At 61.9% G+C, this 16,876-nt stretch carries 20 protein-coding genes and 2 pseudogenes; 14 read left to right on the top strand and 8 right to left on the bottom strand.

Features of this window, described 5'->3' with window-relative positions; translation table 11 throughout:
• Positions 1-133 precede the first annotated feature (133 nt).
• From NKJ84_RS22340 to NKJ84_RS22325, 4 genes and pseudogenes are all read right to left on the bottom strand, one after another.
• Positions 134-574, bottom strand: coding sequence for a helix-turn-helix transcriptional regulator (locus tag NKJ84_RS22340; RefSeq protein WP_352508268.1), 441 nt, complete (start codon positions 572-574; stop codon positions 134-136).
• Between the two features lie 34 nt (positions 575-608).
• Positions 609-797 (bottom strand): annotated as a pseudogene (locus NKJ84_RS22335) (autoinducer binding domain-containing protein); the annotation flags it as partial.
• 348 nt (positions 798-1,145) lie between these two features.
• Positions 1,146-1,298 carry a helix-turn-helix domain-containing protein gene (locus NKJ84_RS22330; RefSeq protein ID WP_352508267.1) on the bottom strand — a complete coding sequence of 51 codons (153 nt, stop codon included), beginning with the start codon at positions 1,296-1,298 and terminating at the stop codon, positions 1,146-1,148.
• 19 nt (positions 1,299-1,317) lie between these two features.
• Positions 1,318-1,515 (bottom strand): annotated as a pseudogene (locus NKJ84_RS22325) (transposase); the annotation flags it as partial.
• Positions 1,516-1,905: 390 nt separating this feature from the next.
• Between NKJ84_RS22325 and NKJ84_RS22320 the strand changes: the two are divergent.
• Together NKJ84_RS22320 and NKJ84_RS22315 are read left to right on the top strand one after the other, a co-directional pair.
• Entirely contained in the window at positions 1,906-2,046 is a 141-nt protein-coding gene (locus NKJ84_RS22320; RefSeq protein ID WP_352508266.1) for a hypothetical protein, read from the top strand.
• 599 nt (positions 2,047-2,645) lie between these two features.
• Positions 2,646-2,837, top strand: a complete 192-nt coding sequence (locus NKJ84_RS22315) for a hypothetical protein (RefSeq protein WP_352508265.1) — start codon at positions 2,646-2,648, stop codon at positions 2,835-2,837.
• A 405-nt stretch (positions 2,838-3,242) separates the two neighbouring features.
• Here the strand turns inward: NKJ84_RS22315 and NKJ84_RS22310 are convergent, their stop codons facing one another.
• Positions 3,243-3,590, bottom strand: coding sequence for a hypothetical protein (locus tag NKJ84_RS22310; RefSeq protein WP_352508264.1), 348 nt, complete (start codon positions 3,588-3,590; stop codon positions 3,243-3,245).
• A 277-nt stretch (positions 3,591-3,867) separates the two neighbouring features.
• On the opposite strand from NKJ84_RS22310, the gene NKJ84_RS22305 reads away from it, so the two are divergent.
• Complete coding sequence (locus tag NKJ84_RS22305; RefSeq protein WP_352508263.1) at positions 3,868-4,098, top strand: hypothetical protein; 231 nt, start codon at positions 3,868-3,870, stop codon at positions 4,096-4,098.
• A 102-nt stretch (positions 4,099-4,200) separates the two neighbouring features.
• On the opposite strand, the gene NKJ84_RS22300 is transcribed toward NKJ84_RS22305, so the two are convergent.
• On the bottom strand, positions 4,201-4,506 hold the full coding sequence (locus NKJ84_RS22300) for an ABC transporter permease subunit (RefSeq protein ID WP_352508262.1): 306 nt from the start codon (positions 4,504-4,506) through the stop codon (positions 4,201-4,203).
• A 282-nt stretch (positions 4,507-4,788) separates the two neighbouring features.
• Here NKJ84_RS22300 and msuE point away from each other — a divergent pair, with 282 nt between their 5' ends.
• The 11 genes from msuE (at position 4,789) to NKJ84_RS22245 (ending at position 15,996) form a co-directional block, all read left to right on the top strand.
• Entirely contained in the window at positions 4,789-5,349 is a 561-nt protein-coding gene (gene msuE / locus NKJ84_RS22295; RefSeq protein WP_502904038.1) for an FMN reductase, read from the top strand.
• Positions 5,350-5,373: 24 nt separating this feature from the next.
• Positions 5,374-6,474 (top strand): dimethylsulfone monooxygenase SfnG, encoded by a 1,101-nt coding sequence (sfnG, locus tag NKJ84_RS22290; RefSeq protein ID WP_352508260.1) that lies wholly within the window; start codon positions 5,374-5,376, stop codon positions 6,472-6,474.
• Between the two features lie 55 nt (positions 6,475-6,529).
• Entirely contained in the window at positions 6,530-7,432 is a 903-nt protein-coding gene (locus tag NKJ84_RS22285; protein ID WP_352508259.1) for an ABC transporter ATP-binding protein, read from the top strand.
• Entirely contained in the window at positions 7,432-8,328 is an 897-nt protein-coding gene (locus tag NKJ84_RS22280; protein ID WP_352508258.1) for a branched-chain amino acid ABC transporter permease, read from the top strand. Before NKJ84_RS22285 ends, NKJ84_RS22280 begins: the two co-directional genes overlap by 1 nt.
• 3 nt (positions 8,329-8,331) lie before the next feature.
• Positions 8,332-9,369: a branched-chain amino acid ABC transporter permease gene (locus NKJ84_RS22275; RefSeq protein WP_352508257.1), complete on the top strand. Its 1,038-nt coding sequence runs from the start codon at positions 8,332-8,334 to the stop codon at positions 9,367-9,369.
• 49 nt (positions 9,370-9,418) lie between these two features.
• Positions 9,419-10,750, top strand: a complete 1,332-nt coding sequence (locus NKJ84_RS22270) for an ABC transporter substrate-binding protein (RefSeq protein ID WP_352508256.1) — start codon at positions 9,419-9,421, stop codon at positions 10,748-10,750.
• A gap of 65 nt (positions 10,751-10,815) precedes the next feature.
• Positions 10,816-11,607 (top strand): ABC transporter ATP-binding protein, encoded by a 792-nt coding sequence (locus NKJ84_RS22265; protein ID WP_352508255.1) that lies wholly within the window; start codon positions 10,816-10,818, stop codon positions 11,605-11,607.
• On the top strand, positions 11,604-12,851 hold the full coding sequence (locus NKJ84_RS22260) for an SfnB family sulfur acquisition oxidoreductase (RefSeq protein ID WP_352508254.1): 1,248 nt from the start codon (positions 11,604-11,606) through the stop codon (positions 12,849-12,851). Before NKJ84_RS22265 ends, NKJ84_RS22260 begins: the two co-directional genes overlap by 4 nt.
• Positions 12,852-12,883: 32 nt before the next feature.
• On the top strand, positions 12,884-14,059 hold the full coding sequence (gene ssuD / locus NKJ84_RS22255) for an FMNH2-dependent alkanesulfonate monooxygenase (protein ID WP_352508253.1): 1,176 nt from the start codon (positions 12,884-12,886) through the stop codon (positions 14,057-14,059).
• Complete coding sequence (locus NKJ84_RS22250; protein ID WP_352508252.1) at positions 14,056-15,462, top strand: FAD/NAD(P)-binding protein; 1,407 nt, start codon at positions 14,056-14,058, stop codon at positions 15,460-15,462. Before ssuD ends, NKJ84_RS22250 begins: the two co-directional genes overlap by 4 nt.
• A gap of 27 nt (positions 15,463-15,489) precedes the next feature.
• The gene (locus NKJ84_RS22245; protein WP_352508251.1) at positions 15,490-15,996 is read left to right on the top strand and encodes a flavin reductase family protein; all 507 of its coding nucleotides are present in this window, start codon (positions 15,490-15,492) and stop codon (positions 15,994-15,996) included.
• 152 nt (positions 15,997-16,148) lie between these two features.
• On the opposite strand, the gene NKJ84_RS22240 is transcribed toward NKJ84_RS22245, so the two are convergent.
• Entirely contained in the window at positions 16,149-16,313 is a 165-nt protein-coding gene (locus tag NKJ84_RS22240; protein WP_352508250.1) for a hypothetical protein, read from the bottom strand.
• Positions 16,314-16,494: 181 nt separating this feature from the next.
• Entirely contained in the window at positions 16,495-16,761 is a 267-nt protein-coding gene (locus tag NKJ84_RS22235) for a DNA -binding domain-containing protein (protein WP_352508290.1), read from the bottom strand.
• Positions 16,762-16,876: the final 115 nt, after the last annotated feature.

Here is a 16,876-nt window from a genome sequence, read left to right as displayed (position 1 = left end):
TCTTGCAGGTTCACGCTCCTCTCCCCACGAACCTGATCGGTTATACAATCGATTCAACCGGCCGCCCAGTCCTCGACTTATCCTCGGGGTCAAATCGACCAACGGACAGTCCATTCGGAGGCGGAATTTAGGTTCAGATGTCAACAATTCCAAGTTTCAATGCTTTTACAACCGCAGCCGTTCTGCTGGTACAATTCAATTTGTTCATAGCCTTTTTTATATGGAAGTTGACAGTGTTTTCGGAAATGCCGAGTATTGTTCCTATTACAAAGGAGGACCTCCCCCTCGAAATCCAGATGATACACTCCTTTTCTCTTGCAGATAGACAATGAACTTCTTGGTCAACGCGCCGAGACGCCTCATATTTTTCAATTACAAGGCGGAAATTAAATGCAGACAACTCCAAGTATTTTACAATTTTTCTCGGCATGTCGTAGCTCGAGCTTTGAGCAAAGCTCATCATGGCCAACTTTCCGTTGGGACCGTGTGATGGAACCGTAACGCCGGCCCTCAGGCCAAACATGGCAGCCTCGTCGAAAATTACGTCGTTCATCTTCAGTGGTAGTAGCATCATCGTACACGTCCTTCCAATGAAGGGCACCGAGTCGCTGTCGGATTTTCTTGATGATGGGATCTATCTTGTAATACCCCATGTCGAAATACCGCTTCTGCCATTCGTTAGGATAATTTAGCATAATCGTTGGATCGCGGCAGAGCTGCTCTAAGGTTTGTTGGCCGGATGTAAGAGGGCGATAAGCGATCCAAGGGCAGTTGAGATTTTGCGCAAAAGCAGCCAGCAGATCGAATATTTCTTGAGGTTGAGCAACACCATTCGTTCGGTCGAGATATCGACAGAATTCAACCCCGGCACCTTCTTAGCGGTGTTCGGGAAAGGCATTGTTGGGGCACATGAAAACTGTTCTGACACTCTATTTCGGCGCTCCAACTACATTTGTTGTGGCTCCCTACGTGCGATCAAACGACCGTCCCTCGATGGAAAAGGTCGCAATGTTTTGTCAACGCCAACAAAGCGGTCGCTGGAAGATGTTTTGTGCGCAATCGGTCGGCGTTCTTTCCGCCGCCCAACGAGGGGAGTTCAAAAGTCGTGCCAACGCGGCTCGGTTAGTGGAAGCCGAAACGCGGCCTTACGCCGCCGCGCGCTTCGAAACCATTTCCATCAGCGCGTGCGGGCGTTCGATACGGATATGACGTGGCGTCACCGTTACCAGCCCTTCCTTTTGGAAGCGCTTCATCATCATCATCACCCATTGGCGTGTGGAGCCGACCATGATCGGCATCAAGCTCGCCGCCGGCCATCTGCTTGCGCCAGGCATAGAGCTGTGACGGAGCTACGCCGAACGCCTCCGCGACCTCGGTCACCGACGACCCCGCCGCGCTCGCCAGGTCGACCAACGCGCGGTTCTCGGTGCAACTCCACAGCCTTCGTTGCCGCACGCGCCCGCGCACCGTTGTAAGCTCTTCGGCCGCCGCGGCGCCGCTTAATTCGGCGACCATATCGCCCGTAGCATGTTCCAATGTCATGGCTCGAAAACTCCATGTTCATCGGCCTATTGCAAGGTGCCTTGGCGCATCGCTTACCCTGAAACAGCATTGCCTGCATCTGCTTCACAGCGACAGGCGAGGGGATACTTTGCCCCGGCTTTCTCCCTTGGGCTTGTGAGTGAGTGTCGAGGCAGTCTCGACAGTCGCCATCCGGCCTGGAAGATCACAACGGGTTCATGAACTTGGGAATCTTTAGACTCCGTATTCGTCCTTAGAATTGGCCAAGATCACAGATTGGGCCGATGACCCAATGCCTGTCGCAGGATGAGGAAACTTCGAAGCTCGTACTTGCGCGACCTGACCATACGAAAGAAGTCGCCCGAGAATGCGATGTGATGGCATGTGGACCCGATTCCCGGAACGCTGGTCGTCAATATCGGCGCAGTGCTCGAACTGGCGTCGAATGGCTATTTTGCGCGCGACCGTGCATCGGGTCGTGACGCCGCCGCCGGCGTCCAGGGGCTTCCGTTCCGTTTTTCTTAAGCGCGGCGGGAATGCGACCATGCCGCTTCTGAGCCTGCCGAAAGAATTGGCGGCCGAGGCCCGCGGACCGGCAAGTGGTCGGGGCACTGTTGTTCCGACATGTCGCCTGAAAAGCCGACTGCGTTCGTATGCCGATGTGGCACGCCGGTACTATGCCAATGTTCAGGTTTGCGGTCGGAGCACGAATCTTTCCCGTTTCGCGCTTTCTTTGGAATGTCATCCGTCGCCAAAGCCGTGAAATGAGCGCAGAAAGGCAAAATCGTTCGGCGGTTTTCCTCCCATTCCGCTAAACGGTGTTCCCCTCTGAAGGCTTTGACCTTCAGCCGGCCGGGCCCATTCGAGCCCGGCCTTTTTTGTTCGACGGGCTGCTTTGTTCAGATCTGCTGGAACGCGTTTCGCTGGGTCGGTCTTTCGGAAACAAGACGGTTTGCATTCGCAGCCGGATGTTACTTACGCGTCATGCGAAATCTGGCGGTCGACCCAGGATTGCCAAGTCCGCTCGCTTCGCTAAATTGAGGCGCTAGAGCAGTCCAATCGGGAAGCCATTCTCGGAGCCCAAAGGATGGCCGTAACCTCTAGATATCCCGCCCAAACCCCTAATGGCCCAGCGTTACGACATAGAGAAGACGCCCGAAGGCACGTGGGACATTATCGACGTCTTCACGGGGCTGCCAGTCGTCGAGGTGGGCGTCCCTTTAATCGACATGCCTATCGAAGAGGCCGACGACTTGGTCGACCTTCTCAACTGCCGCGACAGGACACGGCGGGGCGATATTCAGGCTCTCTCGTAAGTGGCAATTTCATCAACCATTCCTTTAGCCAGTTCGACGCGGTCTCGAACATCAAATTGATTTCGTTCACGCAGAGGACCAAGATCGGATGTCGTTGGCGTCCTTTGAGGGTGGGTCGCATGAGCATCGGCTCAGTTCTTACGGCAGAACAGGCCGGGCGATGCTCCGCCAAACCACCTGCCGCATCATCCTTCTCGGCAAGCCAGCTAACCCGGCCATACAGGCGTCCTGAGAGGGCACGTCTCCTTCAATACCGGTCCTGTTTCCACTTATGCGGGCCACCTGAGGAGTTGCTCAGCGGCACATTGAATTTCCGATTTTTTACGGTGTTGTCTGGTTCGTCGTCCGCACGCCGGCATGGCCGAAGAGGCGGGCGCCATCGGCGTCCGCCTTCAATGTTTCTGTTCAGCTATTGGGCTTCGGCAGGCCGGGCGGGTTGGTGCGCGACTGGTCGATGGCTTCGGCGGTAAGCTCCACTTCTTCAGCACCTCGCCATATTTGCCGCGGGCGATCAGCTCGTTGATGGCGAGGGTGACGGCAGCCGAATGAAATTCGGATCGGAGCGGTCGCGAGACACTGCATCGCGTCGTGCGTGACGAGCACGGCGGTGGTGCCCTCGTGTCGGACGATCCGCTGAAGCTCGTCCTGCAAGCGCAGCCGGGTCAGCGGGTCAAGGGGCCCCAGCGGCTGGTCGAGCAGCAGAAAGCGCGGCTTCGTGACGAGCGCACGGGCGATTGCCACACGCTGTGCCATGCCACCAGACATTGGGCGGGATAGGCTTTGGCGAATGGATCAAGGCCGACGAGATGCTGCCGCAATCGGAGGATCCCACGATGCTGACGAACTCGCCCTCGTCGACTGCAAGATGGATGTGCGACAGCGCCTGGACCTGACGGCCGGCGATACTGAACCTCTTGCTGACGTCAGCAATCTCCAATGCGTGGTTTTGGCCACGTCCCCGTTCGGAAATGGCGACAGGGCCGCTCATGGGATCCTCCAGCGCAGAAAGCGATGCTCTAGGGAGCCGGCGATGACGTTGAAGACGACGCCGACACCACCGAGGAGGAGAATTCACAGCAGCAATAGATCCATGTGGAACAGGCAGCTTGCGACGGTGGTGGCCGAGCTGCTCAACATCGCACCAGGTATCGGCGGCCGCATGAACGAGGGCCAGCACCATGCAGATGGTCACGAACGAGTTCGTCCCGTTCGGCGGCACCCAATCGGCGTTGGCGCAGCACGCCGCCGCGAATTGCCCTAGACATTGAGCCAGGGCAAAAGCCTATGCTCCTGGAAAACGATCGAGCGGTCGAGACTCGGCCGTTCCACCCTCGGTCCATCGACCCGGATGTCGCCGTCGTAATCAGTGTCGAGGCCAAGCACGAGCCGCAGCAAGGTGGACTTGTGTCCAGGCATAGATCAGAGCGGCATGAAGGCCGGTGAAGATTTGCGGCAGCGCACCTGGAATGGCGATGATCCGGGCGAAGTCGAACCAGCCGAAGGTCAGCACGTCGGCAAGCTCGCGATAGCTGCGCGGGATGCCAGACACGCCTTGCCAGGGGTTGATCAAGGTCGGCTGGAAGGCCGCCAGCGCGATGAAGACGCTTTGCCGGCCTCGCCTCCGCCGAACCACACGAGATGAGCGATTATCTGGGGTGTCAAGTTGCATTTGCGAACTCTTTGCGCTCGGCATTGCTGATCGGCGGCGAAGGAGTGGCCGGACGGAGCGCGGATCGCCACGATCAAGTCTGGCCGGTCTGCGCCCGCGGTTTGCCGCCAATCGGACGTTACAGCCAATGCTAATGAGGTGTCACCACGCCGATTTTCTCACCGGTCTGGAAAAATCGAAAGATAATTCCTTATCTCTATAGATTTGGTCGAATATCGTCCGATCCCGACTTGGCAAGCGGCCATTCGCTTGGTGCAACAGGAGATCGACGACGTGGCAAGAATTTCGGTTCTCGGCATATCGGGTGGCGTAAGTACGCCATCGCGCACGACTGCGGTGGTGAGCGCGCTGGTCAAGGCAATCGCGCAGCGCACCCCGGCAGACACCGGCCTGATCGAAATCACCGAAGCGGCGCCCTCGCTGTTTGTGGCGCTATCCCGCTACGCGCTCGGCGCGTCCGGCGAAGCGATCGTCCAGCGTGTCGAGAAGGCCGACCTGCTCGTGGTCGGGACGCCTGTCTACAGGGCTTCCTATACGGGCGCGCTCAAGCACCTGTTTGACCTCGTCGACTATCGGGCGCTGGCCGGCAAGACCGTGCTGCTCGCGGCGACGGGCGGAAGCCCATACCATGGCCTGGTTCTCGAACATCAGCTCCGGCCATTGTTTGGCTTTTTCGGCGCCGTCACCGTCCCAACCGGCGTCTACGGCGCGCCCGATGATTTCATCGATGCCGAAATCGTCGGCGCGGCGATCATCGAGCGCATCTCACGGGCCGCCACCGAAGCGGTCTCCTTGCTTAATTCCAGTCATGCAAACACTGCCGTCGCCACGCGCGTCGGCTGAGCCAATCAAAGGGGAAACGACGACATGACCTCGCATTCCGACAACCTGAAATTCGCCTACTGGGTCCCGAACGTCTCGGGCGGCCTTGTCATCTCCAACATCGAGCAACGGACAGGCTGGGATATCGACTATAACCGCAAGCTTGCTCAGATCGCCGAGGCCAACGGCTTCGACTACGCGCTGAGCCAAATACGCTTCACGGCCGGCTATGGCGCCGACAACCAGCACGAATCCGTATCGTTCAGCCACGCCTTGCTTGCGGCGACCACAACGCTGAAGGTCATCGCGGCGATCCTGCCCGGCCCATGGAATCCAGCGCTGGCGGCCAAGCAGATAGCCACCATCAACCACCTGACCAATGGCCGTGTAGCCGTCAATGTCGTGAGTGGCTGGTTCCGTGGCGAGTTCGCCGCCATTGGCGAGCTGTGGCTCGACCATGACGAGCGCTATCGCCGCTCGGAGGAATTCATCCGTGCCTTGCGCGGCATCTGGACCGAGGACAATTTCACGCTGAAGGGCGACTTCTATCGCTTCACCAACTACTCGATGAAGCCGAAACCGATCGATCCCCAGCCGGAGATCTTCCAGGGCGGCTCATCGCGCGCCGCTCGCGACATGGCGTCTCGTGTCTCCGACTGGTATTTCACCAACGGCAATACGCCGGACGAGATCAGGAAACAGGTCGACGATATCCGCGCCAAGGCGAAGGCCAATGGCCACAAGGTCAAGATCGGCGTCAACGCCTTTGCCATTGCCCGCGAAAGCGAGCAAGAGGCGCGCGCCGTGCTGGACGAGATCATCGCCAAGGCCAATCCGGAGGCGGTTCAGGGTTTCGCCGATCAGGTCAAGAATGCCGGCAAGGCCTCGCCGGAAGGCGAAGGCAACTGGGCGAAATCCTCCTTCGAGGATCTTGTCCAATACAATGACGGCTTCCGCAGCAATCTCATCGGCACGCCGGAACAGATTGCCGAACGCATCCTCAAGCTGAAGGATGCCGGCGCGGATCTGATACTGCTCGGCTTCCTGCATTTCCAGGAAGAGGTCGAGTTCTTCGGCAAGCGCGTCATCCCTCTGGTGCGCGAACTGGAAGCGGCGCGCGACAGGGAGCTTGTCGCCGCGGAATAGGACAGGCACGGCCTTCGGGCCGCTGCCAGCACGCCTTCAAAATCAGGGACGTTTCATGATTGGTGCTTCGCTGGGAGCCGCCGCATACGAGCGCGCGCCCGAAATTTCCGGCATTCTTGCTGGTGCTGGTCCCGTCGAGGACACGCGCCCGGCGCGCCTGTCGGCAAAGGCTGATGCGATCCTGGCGCTGGGCGGGATCAGCATTTCCTTTGGTGGCGTCACGGCACTGCGGGATGTCGACCTCGAGGTCAAAAGCCGCGAGATTCTCGCTGTGATCGGTCCCAACGGCACCGGCAAATCCTCGCTGATCAACATCATCAGCGGCCTCTATCACGCCGATCAGGGCAAGATCGCGATCGATGGCCAGTCCTTCTCCCGGGTGTCGGCCAGCCGTCTGGCACGGCTCGGCGTCGCGCGCACCTTCCAGAACTTGGCACTGTTCGGTGGGCTTTCAGTGCGCGACAACATCGCGTCGGGCCGCGTCCACACCCGGCGCGCCAGCTTCGTCGAACATATTGCCGGTCTGCCGCGCGCCCGGCGCGAAGATGCCGCGATCGCTGAAAAGGTCGACCAGACAATCGCCTTCCTGCATCTCGAGGCCGTCGCCGATCGCCTGGTCGCGACGCTGCCCTACGGCCTGCAGAAGCGGGTCGAACTGGCGCGCGCGCTGGTGGCCGAGCCGAAGATCCTGCTGCTCGACGAGCCGATGGCCGGCATGACGGCGACCGAGAAGGCCGAGATGGCCGGTTTCGTGCGCGCAGCGCGCGACCGGCACGACGTCACCATCATCCTGATCGAACACGATATCGGCGTGGTCATGGGGCTCTCCGACCGCCTCGCCGTGCTCGACTACGGCCGCAAGATCGCCGACGGGACACCGGCCGAGGTCAGGGCCAATCCGGCGGTGATCCGGGCCTATATCGGCACCGCCGAAGGCGAAGATGGCGAGGGCATCTGATGAGCTACTATGATTTCCTCTTCCTCATCGAGGTGCTGGTCGGTGGCTTGCTCTCAGGCGTCATGTATTCGCTCGTCGCCATCGGTTTCGTGCTGATCTACAAGACGTCGGGCGTGCTGAACTTCGCGCAAGGGTCGATGGTGCTGTTCGCCGCACTCACCTTGGTCAGCCTCGTCGAACGCGGCATCCCGTTTGCGCTTTCGCTGCTCATTACCTTCGCGGTCATGGTTGCGCTGGGCTTCACCATCGAGCGAACTGTGCTGAGGCCGCTGGTCAATCGCTCGCCGATGACGCTGTTCATGGCCACGCTTGGGCTGTCCTACATCATTGAGGGCGCTGCCCAGTTGGTGTGGGGCACGCAGGTGCACGGGCTCGATCTCGGCATAGACGACACGCCGTTCGAGGTCGGCGGCATCTTGATCTCGTCGTTCGATCTTCTTGCTGCAGGCATTGCCGCGGCGATGGTCGCCGGCTTGAGCGCATTCTTCTATTGGACCCGCATCGGCCTAGCGTTTCGCGCCGTCGCCGACGACCAGTTCGCGGCGCTCGCCGTCGGGCTGCGGCTGCCCCGGATCTGGGGAACGGTGTGGACGGCCGCGGGGTTCGTGGCGCTGGTCGCGGGGCTTTTGTGGGGCGCGCGCCTCGGCGTCCAGTTCTCGCTGTCGCTGATCGTGCTGAAGGCGCTGCCGGTGCTGGTGCTTGGCGGCTTCGATTCTATCCTCGGCGCCATCGTCGGCGGCCTCATCATCGGCGCCAGCGAGAAGCTCGCCGAGGTCTACCTCGGACCCTTTGTCGGTGGCGGCATCGAAGGCTGGTTCGCCTATGCGCTGGCGCTGGTCGTCCTGCTGGTGCGCCCCTCCGGCCTATTTGGCCAGAAGACTGTCGAAAGGGTCTGACCGATGGCTGTGCAAGCGCTCGATGCCGCAAGGCTTCCAATCGACTGGCAGAAATTCGCGCTGCCGGCCGCCCTGATTGCCGTCGCCTACGGCCTGATCCCAGCTTATGCGTCGAGCTATCTCGTCGAGGCGATCCTGTTGCCGTTCCTGGCGCTCAGCCTGGCGGCGGTCGGCCTCAACCTTTTGACCGGCTATTGCGGCCAGCTTTCGCTGGGCTCCTCCGCCTTCATGGCGGTCGGGGCTTTCGCCGCCTACAATTTCAACCTTCGGGTCGAAGGACTGCCGCTGGCTGCAACCATGATCCTGGCCGGGATTTCCGCGGCCGGCATCGGCGTCGTGTTCGGATTGCCTAGCCTGCGCCTGCGCGGCTTCTATCTCGCCGTCTCGACGCTCGCCGCCCAGTTCTTCGTGCAGTGGGCGCTGACCAAGTTCGGCTGGTTCTCCAACGACAACCCATCCGGGGTGATCTCGGCGCCGCACCTTGCCGTCGCCGGGCTGTCGCTCGACGGCGCGACAGGCCGATACCTGCTCTCGGTCACCACAGTCATCGTGCTCACGGTGCTGGTCTGGCGCCTGGTCAACAGCGCGACCGGCCGCAATTTCATCGCCGTGCGCGACAACGAAACCGCCGCGCGGGTGATCGGCGTCCCTGTGCTGAAGACCAAGCTGCTGGCGTTCGCCATCTCGTCCTTCATCATCGGCGTCGCCGGCGTGCTGTGGGCCTTCACCTATCTGCGCACCGTCGAGCCGGCCGGCTTCAATCTAGACCGCTCGTTCCAGATCCTGTTCATCATCATCATCGGCGGGCTGGCCTCGATACGCGGCGCCTTTCTGGGGGCGGCGTTCATCGTCGTCTTCCCGCTCTTCCTGTCCCGGCTCGGCGCCTTCCTGTTTGGCGGCCTGTTCGATTCGGGTGTGCTCGAGATGAGCCAGCGCATCGTGCTCGGCGCGCTGATCATCATCTTCCTCATCGCGGAACCGAACGGTCTGTCGGCCCTCTTCGACCGCCTGAAACGACGGATCGGCTCAAGGTCCAGCTGAGCGCCGCTCGACATCCTCTCACGGACCACAACCTCAGGAGACGCAATCCATGACCTTCTTCAGTCACCTACGAAAAGCGGCGACCGCCACGGCCTTCGTCCTCGGCGCGACGGCGGTTCACGCCGACGAACAGTATTTTCCCCTTCAGAGCTACCGTGTCGGCCCTTACGCCGCCGGCGGCACCGGCTTCTTCGGCGGTTTCATCGACTATCTCAACCTGATCAACATCCGCGACGGCGGCGTCAACGGCGTCAAGCTGACCTGGAGCGAAGGCGAGACGCAGTATGAGGTCGAGAAGGGTGTCGAGGTCTACGAACGGCTGAAGAGCAATCCCGGTATTGCCGCCTGGAACCCGCTTTCGGTCGGTATCGCCTACGCCATGATCGACCGCATCACCGATGACAAGGTGCCGCTGATCACCATCAACCACGGCCGTACCGACACGACGGACGGGCGCGTGTTCCCTTACGTCTTCCCGCTGCTGCTCAATCCCTACAGCGAGACCTCCGGCATCGTGAACTACATCGCCTCCAACGAAGGCGGCCTGGACAAGCTCAAGGGCAAGAAGATCGTGGTGCTCTATCACGGCTCGCCCTACGGCAAGGAGACGATCCCGATCTATGAATTGCTTTCGCAGAAATACGGCTTCGAGCTGTCGCAGATCGAGGTCCCGCATCCCGGCAACGAGCAGCAGGCGCAGTGGCTGACGATCCGTCGCGAGCATCCCGACTATGTCGTGCTGCGCGGCTGGGGCGTGATGAACCCGGTCGCCCTGAAGACCGCCCAGAAGACCGGCTTCCCGGCCGACCACATCATCGGCAATGTCTGGTCGAACTCCGAGGAGGACGTCATCCCCGCCGGCGACGCCGCCAAGGGCTATACGGCCATCACCACCCAGGCATCGGGCGAGCAGTATCCGGTGGTCCAGGAGATCGTCAAAACGGTCTACGACGCCGGCAAGGGCAACCTCGAAGACAAGAGCCGCATCGGTTCGGTCTACCACAATCTCGGCATCGTCAACGGCATCCTCAATGTCGAGGCGGTCCGCATCGCGCAGGCCAAGTTCGGCAACCGCACGCTGACCGGCGATGAAGTCCGCTGGGGCTTCGAGCATCTCAAGCTCGATCCGGCGCGCGTCGAGGCGCTCGGCGCCAAGGATCTGTTCCATTCCATCAACGTCTCCTGGGACAATCACGAGGGTGATGGCTACGTGACCTTCCAGCAGTGGGACGGCAAGAAGTGGAATGTCGTTTCCGACTGGATCGCGCCCGACTGGAAGCTGCTGCGCCCGATCATCGAGAAGTCGTCCGAGGCCTATGCCAAGGAAAAGGGCATCAAGATCCGCACGGCCGAAGATGCCGAAGCGGTGGTCAGCAACTGAGTTTCACGATCTAGCGGCCGGCCCATTGGCCGGCCGCTCCATCCAGGCGCCAAGTGGAGTCATCGATGTCCAATCCGGAAACCTCGATCCTGTCGGTCACCCGCGTGGAGGCCGTCTACAACGGCGCCATCGCCGCCCTTCACGGCGTCGATCTGTCAGTCGGCAAGGGCGAGATCGTCGCGCTGCTCGGCTCCAACGGCGCCGGCAAGACGACGCTTTTGCGGGCCGTATCCAATCTCCTCCCGGCCGAGCGCGGCGCCATCACCTCCGGCCGGATCACCTTCGAAGGCGAGGATGTCTCCAGGGCAAGCCCCTCGCATCTCGTTCGCCGCGGCCTGGTCCAGGTTCTCGAGGGACGGCACTGTTTCCGCTCGCTAACGGTCGAGGAGAACCTCTTCACCGGCGCCCTCGGGCGCTCGTCCTCCCGCGCTGGCGTCAAGGCCGACCTCGACCGTGTCTATGCGCTCTTCCCCAGGCTCGCCGAGAAGCGGCGAACCCGGTCCGGCCTCACCTCCGGCGGCGAGCAGCAGATGACGGCGATCGGCCGGGGTCTGATGTCGCGGCCGAAACTCTTCGTGCTGGATGAGCCGTCGATGGGGCTGGCGCCGTTGATCATCGAGGAGATTTTTTGCGCTTTGAAGCGGCTCAACCGCGACGAAGGCCTGTCGATCCTTGTCGCCGAACAGAATTCGGCGGTTGCGCTGAAATATGCCGACCGCGCCACAGTGTTCGAAAATGGAAAAAGCGTGCTGGAAGGATCGGCTGCCGACCTGCGCCAGCGCGACGAGATCAAGACCTACTATCTCGGCGGCGCGCCGCTCCCATTGCAACACCTTCCCCAGGAGACAGCAGCATGACCGTCCAATCCAAGCAGCCGTCCGACGCGCGTGTCGCCGTGCCTCCGGTCGAACGCCCCTCAGCCAGAGCGCATGTCGTCAAGACCGACGCCGAGGCGATCGCCGTGGCGGAAAAACTGGCCGCAGACTTCGCCAAGGACGCCTCCAGGCGGGACCGCGAGCGCATCTGGCCGAAGGAAGAGCTCGATGCCTTCTCGCAGAGCGGCCTGTGGTCGATCAACGTGCCGAAGGCCTATGGCGGACCGGAACTCTCCTATGTGACGCTGTCGAAGGTGATCACCATCATCTCGGCGGCCGATCCGTCGCTCGGCCAGATTCCGCAGAACCATCTCGGCGTCGTCGCCGCCATCCGCACCGTCTCTGACGAGGCGCAGAAGAAGCTGCTCTTCGCCGAGGTTCTGTCCGGCACGCGGTTCGGCAACGCGTTCTCCGAATTCGGCTCCAAGCGGGCGGCTGATTTCGAGACGAAATTCGTCGACGCTGGCGACCACGTCGTGGTCAATGGCCAGAAATTCTATTCGAGCGGCGCGCTGCTCGCCCATCTGGTGCCGATCGTGGCGCTCGATGACGAAGGCCGCGCCTGGTATGCCATCGCCGACCGCGGTGCGCCCGGACTGACGGTCATCGACGACTGGTCGAGCTTCGGCCAGAAGACGACGCTGTCCGGCACCGTTCTGCTCGAGAATGTCAAGGTGCCGAAGACCCATCTGGTCCCCGGCTACAAGGGCTATGACCGGCCGACGGCCGACGGCGCCATCTTCCAGATCATCCAGGCCGCGGTCGATCTCGGCATCGCCAAAGCGGCGATCGACGAGACCGTCAACTTCGTGCGCACCAAGTCGCGTGCGTGGATCGACAGCGGCGTCGATCATGCCTGGCAGGATCCCTATACGATCCAGGCGATCGGCGACCTCCGCCTGCGCGCCAATGCGGCAGAGGCGGTTCTGGACAAGGCCGGCCTTGCGGTCGATCGCGCTGTGCTCGACCCCAACGAGAAGACCGTCGCGGAAGCGCAGATCGCTGTGGCGGAATCCAAGATCCTTACCACAGAGATCGCCATCAACGCCACCAACAGACTTTTCGAACTCGCGGGCACGCGCTCGACATTGGCCGAGCACAATCTCGACCGGCATTGGCGCAACGCCCGCACCCACACGCTGCACGATCCGGTGCGCTGGAAATACGCGATCCTCGGCAACTACTACCTGAACGACGTCAATCCGCCGTTCCATGCCTGGAGCTGAGCGAGACGCCGTCAAGTCATAGAGGACTATTCATGAGCATTGCCATCCCCGACAGGATCAAGGTCCTGTGGTTTCTCCCGACCCATGGCGACAGCCGCTATCTCGGCACCTCCGAGGGGGGCAGGGCGGTCGATCTGCCCTACCTCACCCAGGTCGCCAAGGCGGCCGACGCCATCGGCTACTACGGCGCGTTGCTGCCGACCGGGCGCAGTTGCGAGGACAGCTGGGTGGTGGCGTCGGCGCTGGCGCCGCTGACGCAGCGGTTGCGCTTTCTTGTTGCCGTCCGTCCCGGGCTGCAGTCGCCGACGCTCGCGGCGCGGATGACCTCGACACTCGACCGCATTTCGGGCGGGCGCCTGCTCATCAACGTCGTCACCGGCGGCGACCCGGTCGAGAACAAGGGCGACGGCATCTTCCTCAGCCATGACGAGCGCTATGAGCTGACGCGGGAATTCCTCGATATCTACAAGGCGGTGCTCAGCGGCGAGACCGTCGCCTTCGAAGGCAAGCATTTCCGCATCGAGGATGGCAGGCTGCTGTTCCCGCCTGTGCAGACGCCGCATCCTCCGCTCTATTTCGGCGGCTCGTCGGAGGCAGCCAATGCGGTCGCCGCCGAGCAGATCGACAAATATCTGACCTGGGGCGAACCGCCGGCCGACGTCGCCGCCAAGCTCAACCATGTGCGCGGCCTTGCCGAGAAGGCCGGACGCCAAGTGAGTTTCGGCATCAGGCTGCATGTCATCGTTCGCGAAACCAATGACGAAGCCTGGGCCGATGCCGACCGCCTGATCAGCCGCCTGGACGACAAGACGATCGCCGAGGCGCAGAAGGTTTTCGCGCGCATGGATTCGGTCGGCCAGTCGCGCATGAGCCGGCTGCACGGCGGCAGCCGCGACAAGCTGGAAATCAGCCCCAACCTGTGGGCCGGCGTCGGCCTGGTGCGCGGCGGCGCCGGCACCGCTCTGGTCGGCGATGCGGCGACGGTGGCGGAGCGGATCGACGAATACCGGCGCATCGGCATCGATACCTTCATCCTGTCCGGCTATCCGCATCTAGAGGAAGCCTATCGCTTCGGCGAACTGGTGCTGCCGCTGTTGCCGCTCGATCACGAAATCTCGACGCGGCCGACGACCGTCAACATGGGGCCATTCGGCGAGACAGTGGCCGGCGACCATCGGCCGTCGTCGCTGCGCGCGAGCCAATCTTGAGCGCCAGAGAACCGATCATAGCGATTGTTGGCGGCGGCTTTTCAGGCGCGGCGACCGCCTTTCACCTGGCGCGGCTGCTGCCGGCCGGCGCAGCCGATATCGTGGTCGTCGAACCCCGCGAGGAGCTCGGTCATGGTCTGGCTTATTCGACGGCCGATCCGGCGCATCGCATCAATGTGGCGGCGTCGAGGATGACCCTGATCTCCGGTCACAACAGCCACTTTGCCGATTGGCTGGAGCGGACCGGCGCCGTTCTGAATGACGCCGAGGCGATCACTGCCAACGGCGCTGCCTATCCACAGCGTCGCGTTTTCGGCCGTTATGTCGAATCCCACCTTCAGCCATTTTTGCAAAGCAGGACGATTCGGCACGTCAGATCCGCCGTCGCGTCGGTCGAGCGTAACGGCGACGGATATCGCCTGATCCTTGCCGACGGCGGAACGCTCGCGGTCGATGCATTGGTTGTCGCAACGACTCATCCGCCGCCAGCCTTGCGCGCTATGGCCGGCGCCGCCGGTCTGGTCGCCAATCCCTATGACCTCGAACGACTGGAAGCGATCGAGCGCGACCACCATGTCCTGGTCGTCGGCACCGGGCTGACCTCGGCGGACGTCATCGCCACTCTCGACCGCAGGGGGCATCGCGGCAGCATCACAGCACTTTCGCGCCATGGCTACCGCTCGCGCAGCCATGCAGCCTCGCGTGGCGATCCGATCGGCGATTTCACGACCCTGCCTTCACGCAGCGCGGCGGCACTGTTCAGGCGCATCCGGGCCACGATCCTTGATGCCAAGCGTCAGGGCGAAGACTGGCACCCGGTGCTCGATGCCGTCCGGCGTCAGGGACAGGCCATCTGGCAGGCCTTGCCGCTAGCCGAGCAGCGCCGCGTGGTGCGCCATCTTCGTGCGCTGTGGGATGCGCATCGCTTCCGCATCGCGCCACAGATCGCGGCCGTGCTTGATCGCCGCGTTGCCGAGGGCAGGCTTGCCTATCGCGCCGCGTCGATTGTCGGCGCCGAGCAGATCGACGGGCGCATTCGCGTCGGGCAGCGGCCTAGGCGCGAACGCCGCCTCCTCGTCGAGACTTTCGATAGCGTGATCGTGACGACCGGGCCGGCGCATGCCGATATCTTCCGGACCAACACGGCGATTGGCGCGCTCCGACAGTTGGGCCTGGTCCGGCTCGACCCGATTGGTCTTGGCTTGGAGACCGATCCGCAAAGCCGTGCGGTCGGCACATCCGGGCGCCCGACCGACAGTATTTTCGTCGGTGGGCCACTGGCGCGCGGCAGCGTCGGCGAATTGATGGGAATTCCCGAAGTCACCGCGCATGCCGAGCGCATCGCCGTCGAAATTCACCAATGGTTGGGATACCAAACGGCGTTGCGTCGCAAGGCGTCGTGAAGTTGCAAACACGATGAGGCTATCCAGATGACACTGACCGAACGCGTTCCCTTGGATGAAACCCGGGTTCCCCTGAAATTTGCGATGCGACATTTGGCCGGAGCCGTGTCCGTCGTCACCGCGGGTGTCGGCGACGAACGGACGGGCGCAACCGTTACCACCGCCCATTCCTTGTCGGTCGAACCTGAGGTGATGGTCGTCAGCATCAACCTAAGTTCGTCGACATGGGCCGCCATCAGCCGGCATCGGCACTTCTGCGTGAACGTACTGCGCGCCGACCAGATCGCGATTGCGGATCGTTTCGCCGGACGCGGTGGCCTGAGGGGGGCGGCGCGTTACGAGGGCGCCCGCTGGTCTAGCCTTACAAGCGGCGCATTGGCACTCGACAGCGCGCTCGCCGCGGTCGACTGTACGGTCGAGGACACGATTATTCGCCACAGTCACGCGCTGATCCTCGGCAGCGTCCGGCATGTGGTGAGCGGAGAGCCCGGCCCGGCGCTGATCTATCATCACGGCGCATACGGATCATCGTGAGCTTGTTGGGTTCGGCTCCTTTCAAACAGCTTGATTAAGCTAAACCGCGCGGAGCGATGTAAAGCGCCATCAGCCTGGCATTGGGCCACGGCGCGCCATCGCGCGAAGGGCAAGGTCGAAACCTTCGTCCACCTAGTTCACGATCCGGCCACTCAAGTCGTATCCAGGCAGACGTCGGGATAGCGGGGCAGGAAGAACTGGATCGGCATGCGCGACACCTTGCCATCCGGGTGGTCTGCGCCCTCGATCCTTTCGTCAGCGAGTGCGTTGAACGGACCTACGACAGCGGCGAGCCAGACCAAGAGGGTGTCATGCACCCTGTCGTGTCGCCTCCGAAACTCGTTTACCCGAAGCTCGCTCGATCCGGCGGTCGAGCCAACCGAGATCTTCCAATTTGAACTGAGTTCCCCGCAGCCCCGGCTGCCATACCGCTCTTGTGGCGGACGATGTGATCACGTCTGCCGCTGACAAGAGCAGGGTATTGCCGCCCGTTCTCCCTCATCCGGCGAACAATTCCCTGTAACCGGTCGTCACGATCCAGTTCGCCCGATCGAGATGGCTTCGCGCGGCTTTCCGGGCGCGCTCTGGTTCTTGCACCGGATCGATGCCGAGGACGACCTGCGCCATCTCCTCATAGCTCGCATTGTCAGCGGATGCATCCAAGAACCTCAGATAGGTCGTGAAGTGCTCCTTGTCGTAGGCGGTCAGGCTGTCGGACCAGGGGACTTCGTCTTTAAGACCCGGTTCAACGTCTGGGTATTTCATCACGATATCGGACTCCGGAACCAAGTAATCGGAACTTTTGTTTTCGACGAGCTACCTAAGCGGATGGAAACATCGTCCCCAAGACGACATTCCGATCATCATCCGCAAGTGCCCG

The organism is Mesorhizobium sp. M0048, from assembly GCF_040323405.1.
In the GTDB taxonomy this organism is placed as follows: domain Bacteria; phylum Pseudomonadota; class Alphaproteobacteria; order Rhizobiales; family Rhizobiaceae; genus Mesorhizobium.
This window is presented reverse-complemented; position numbering and strand designations above follow the sequence as displayed.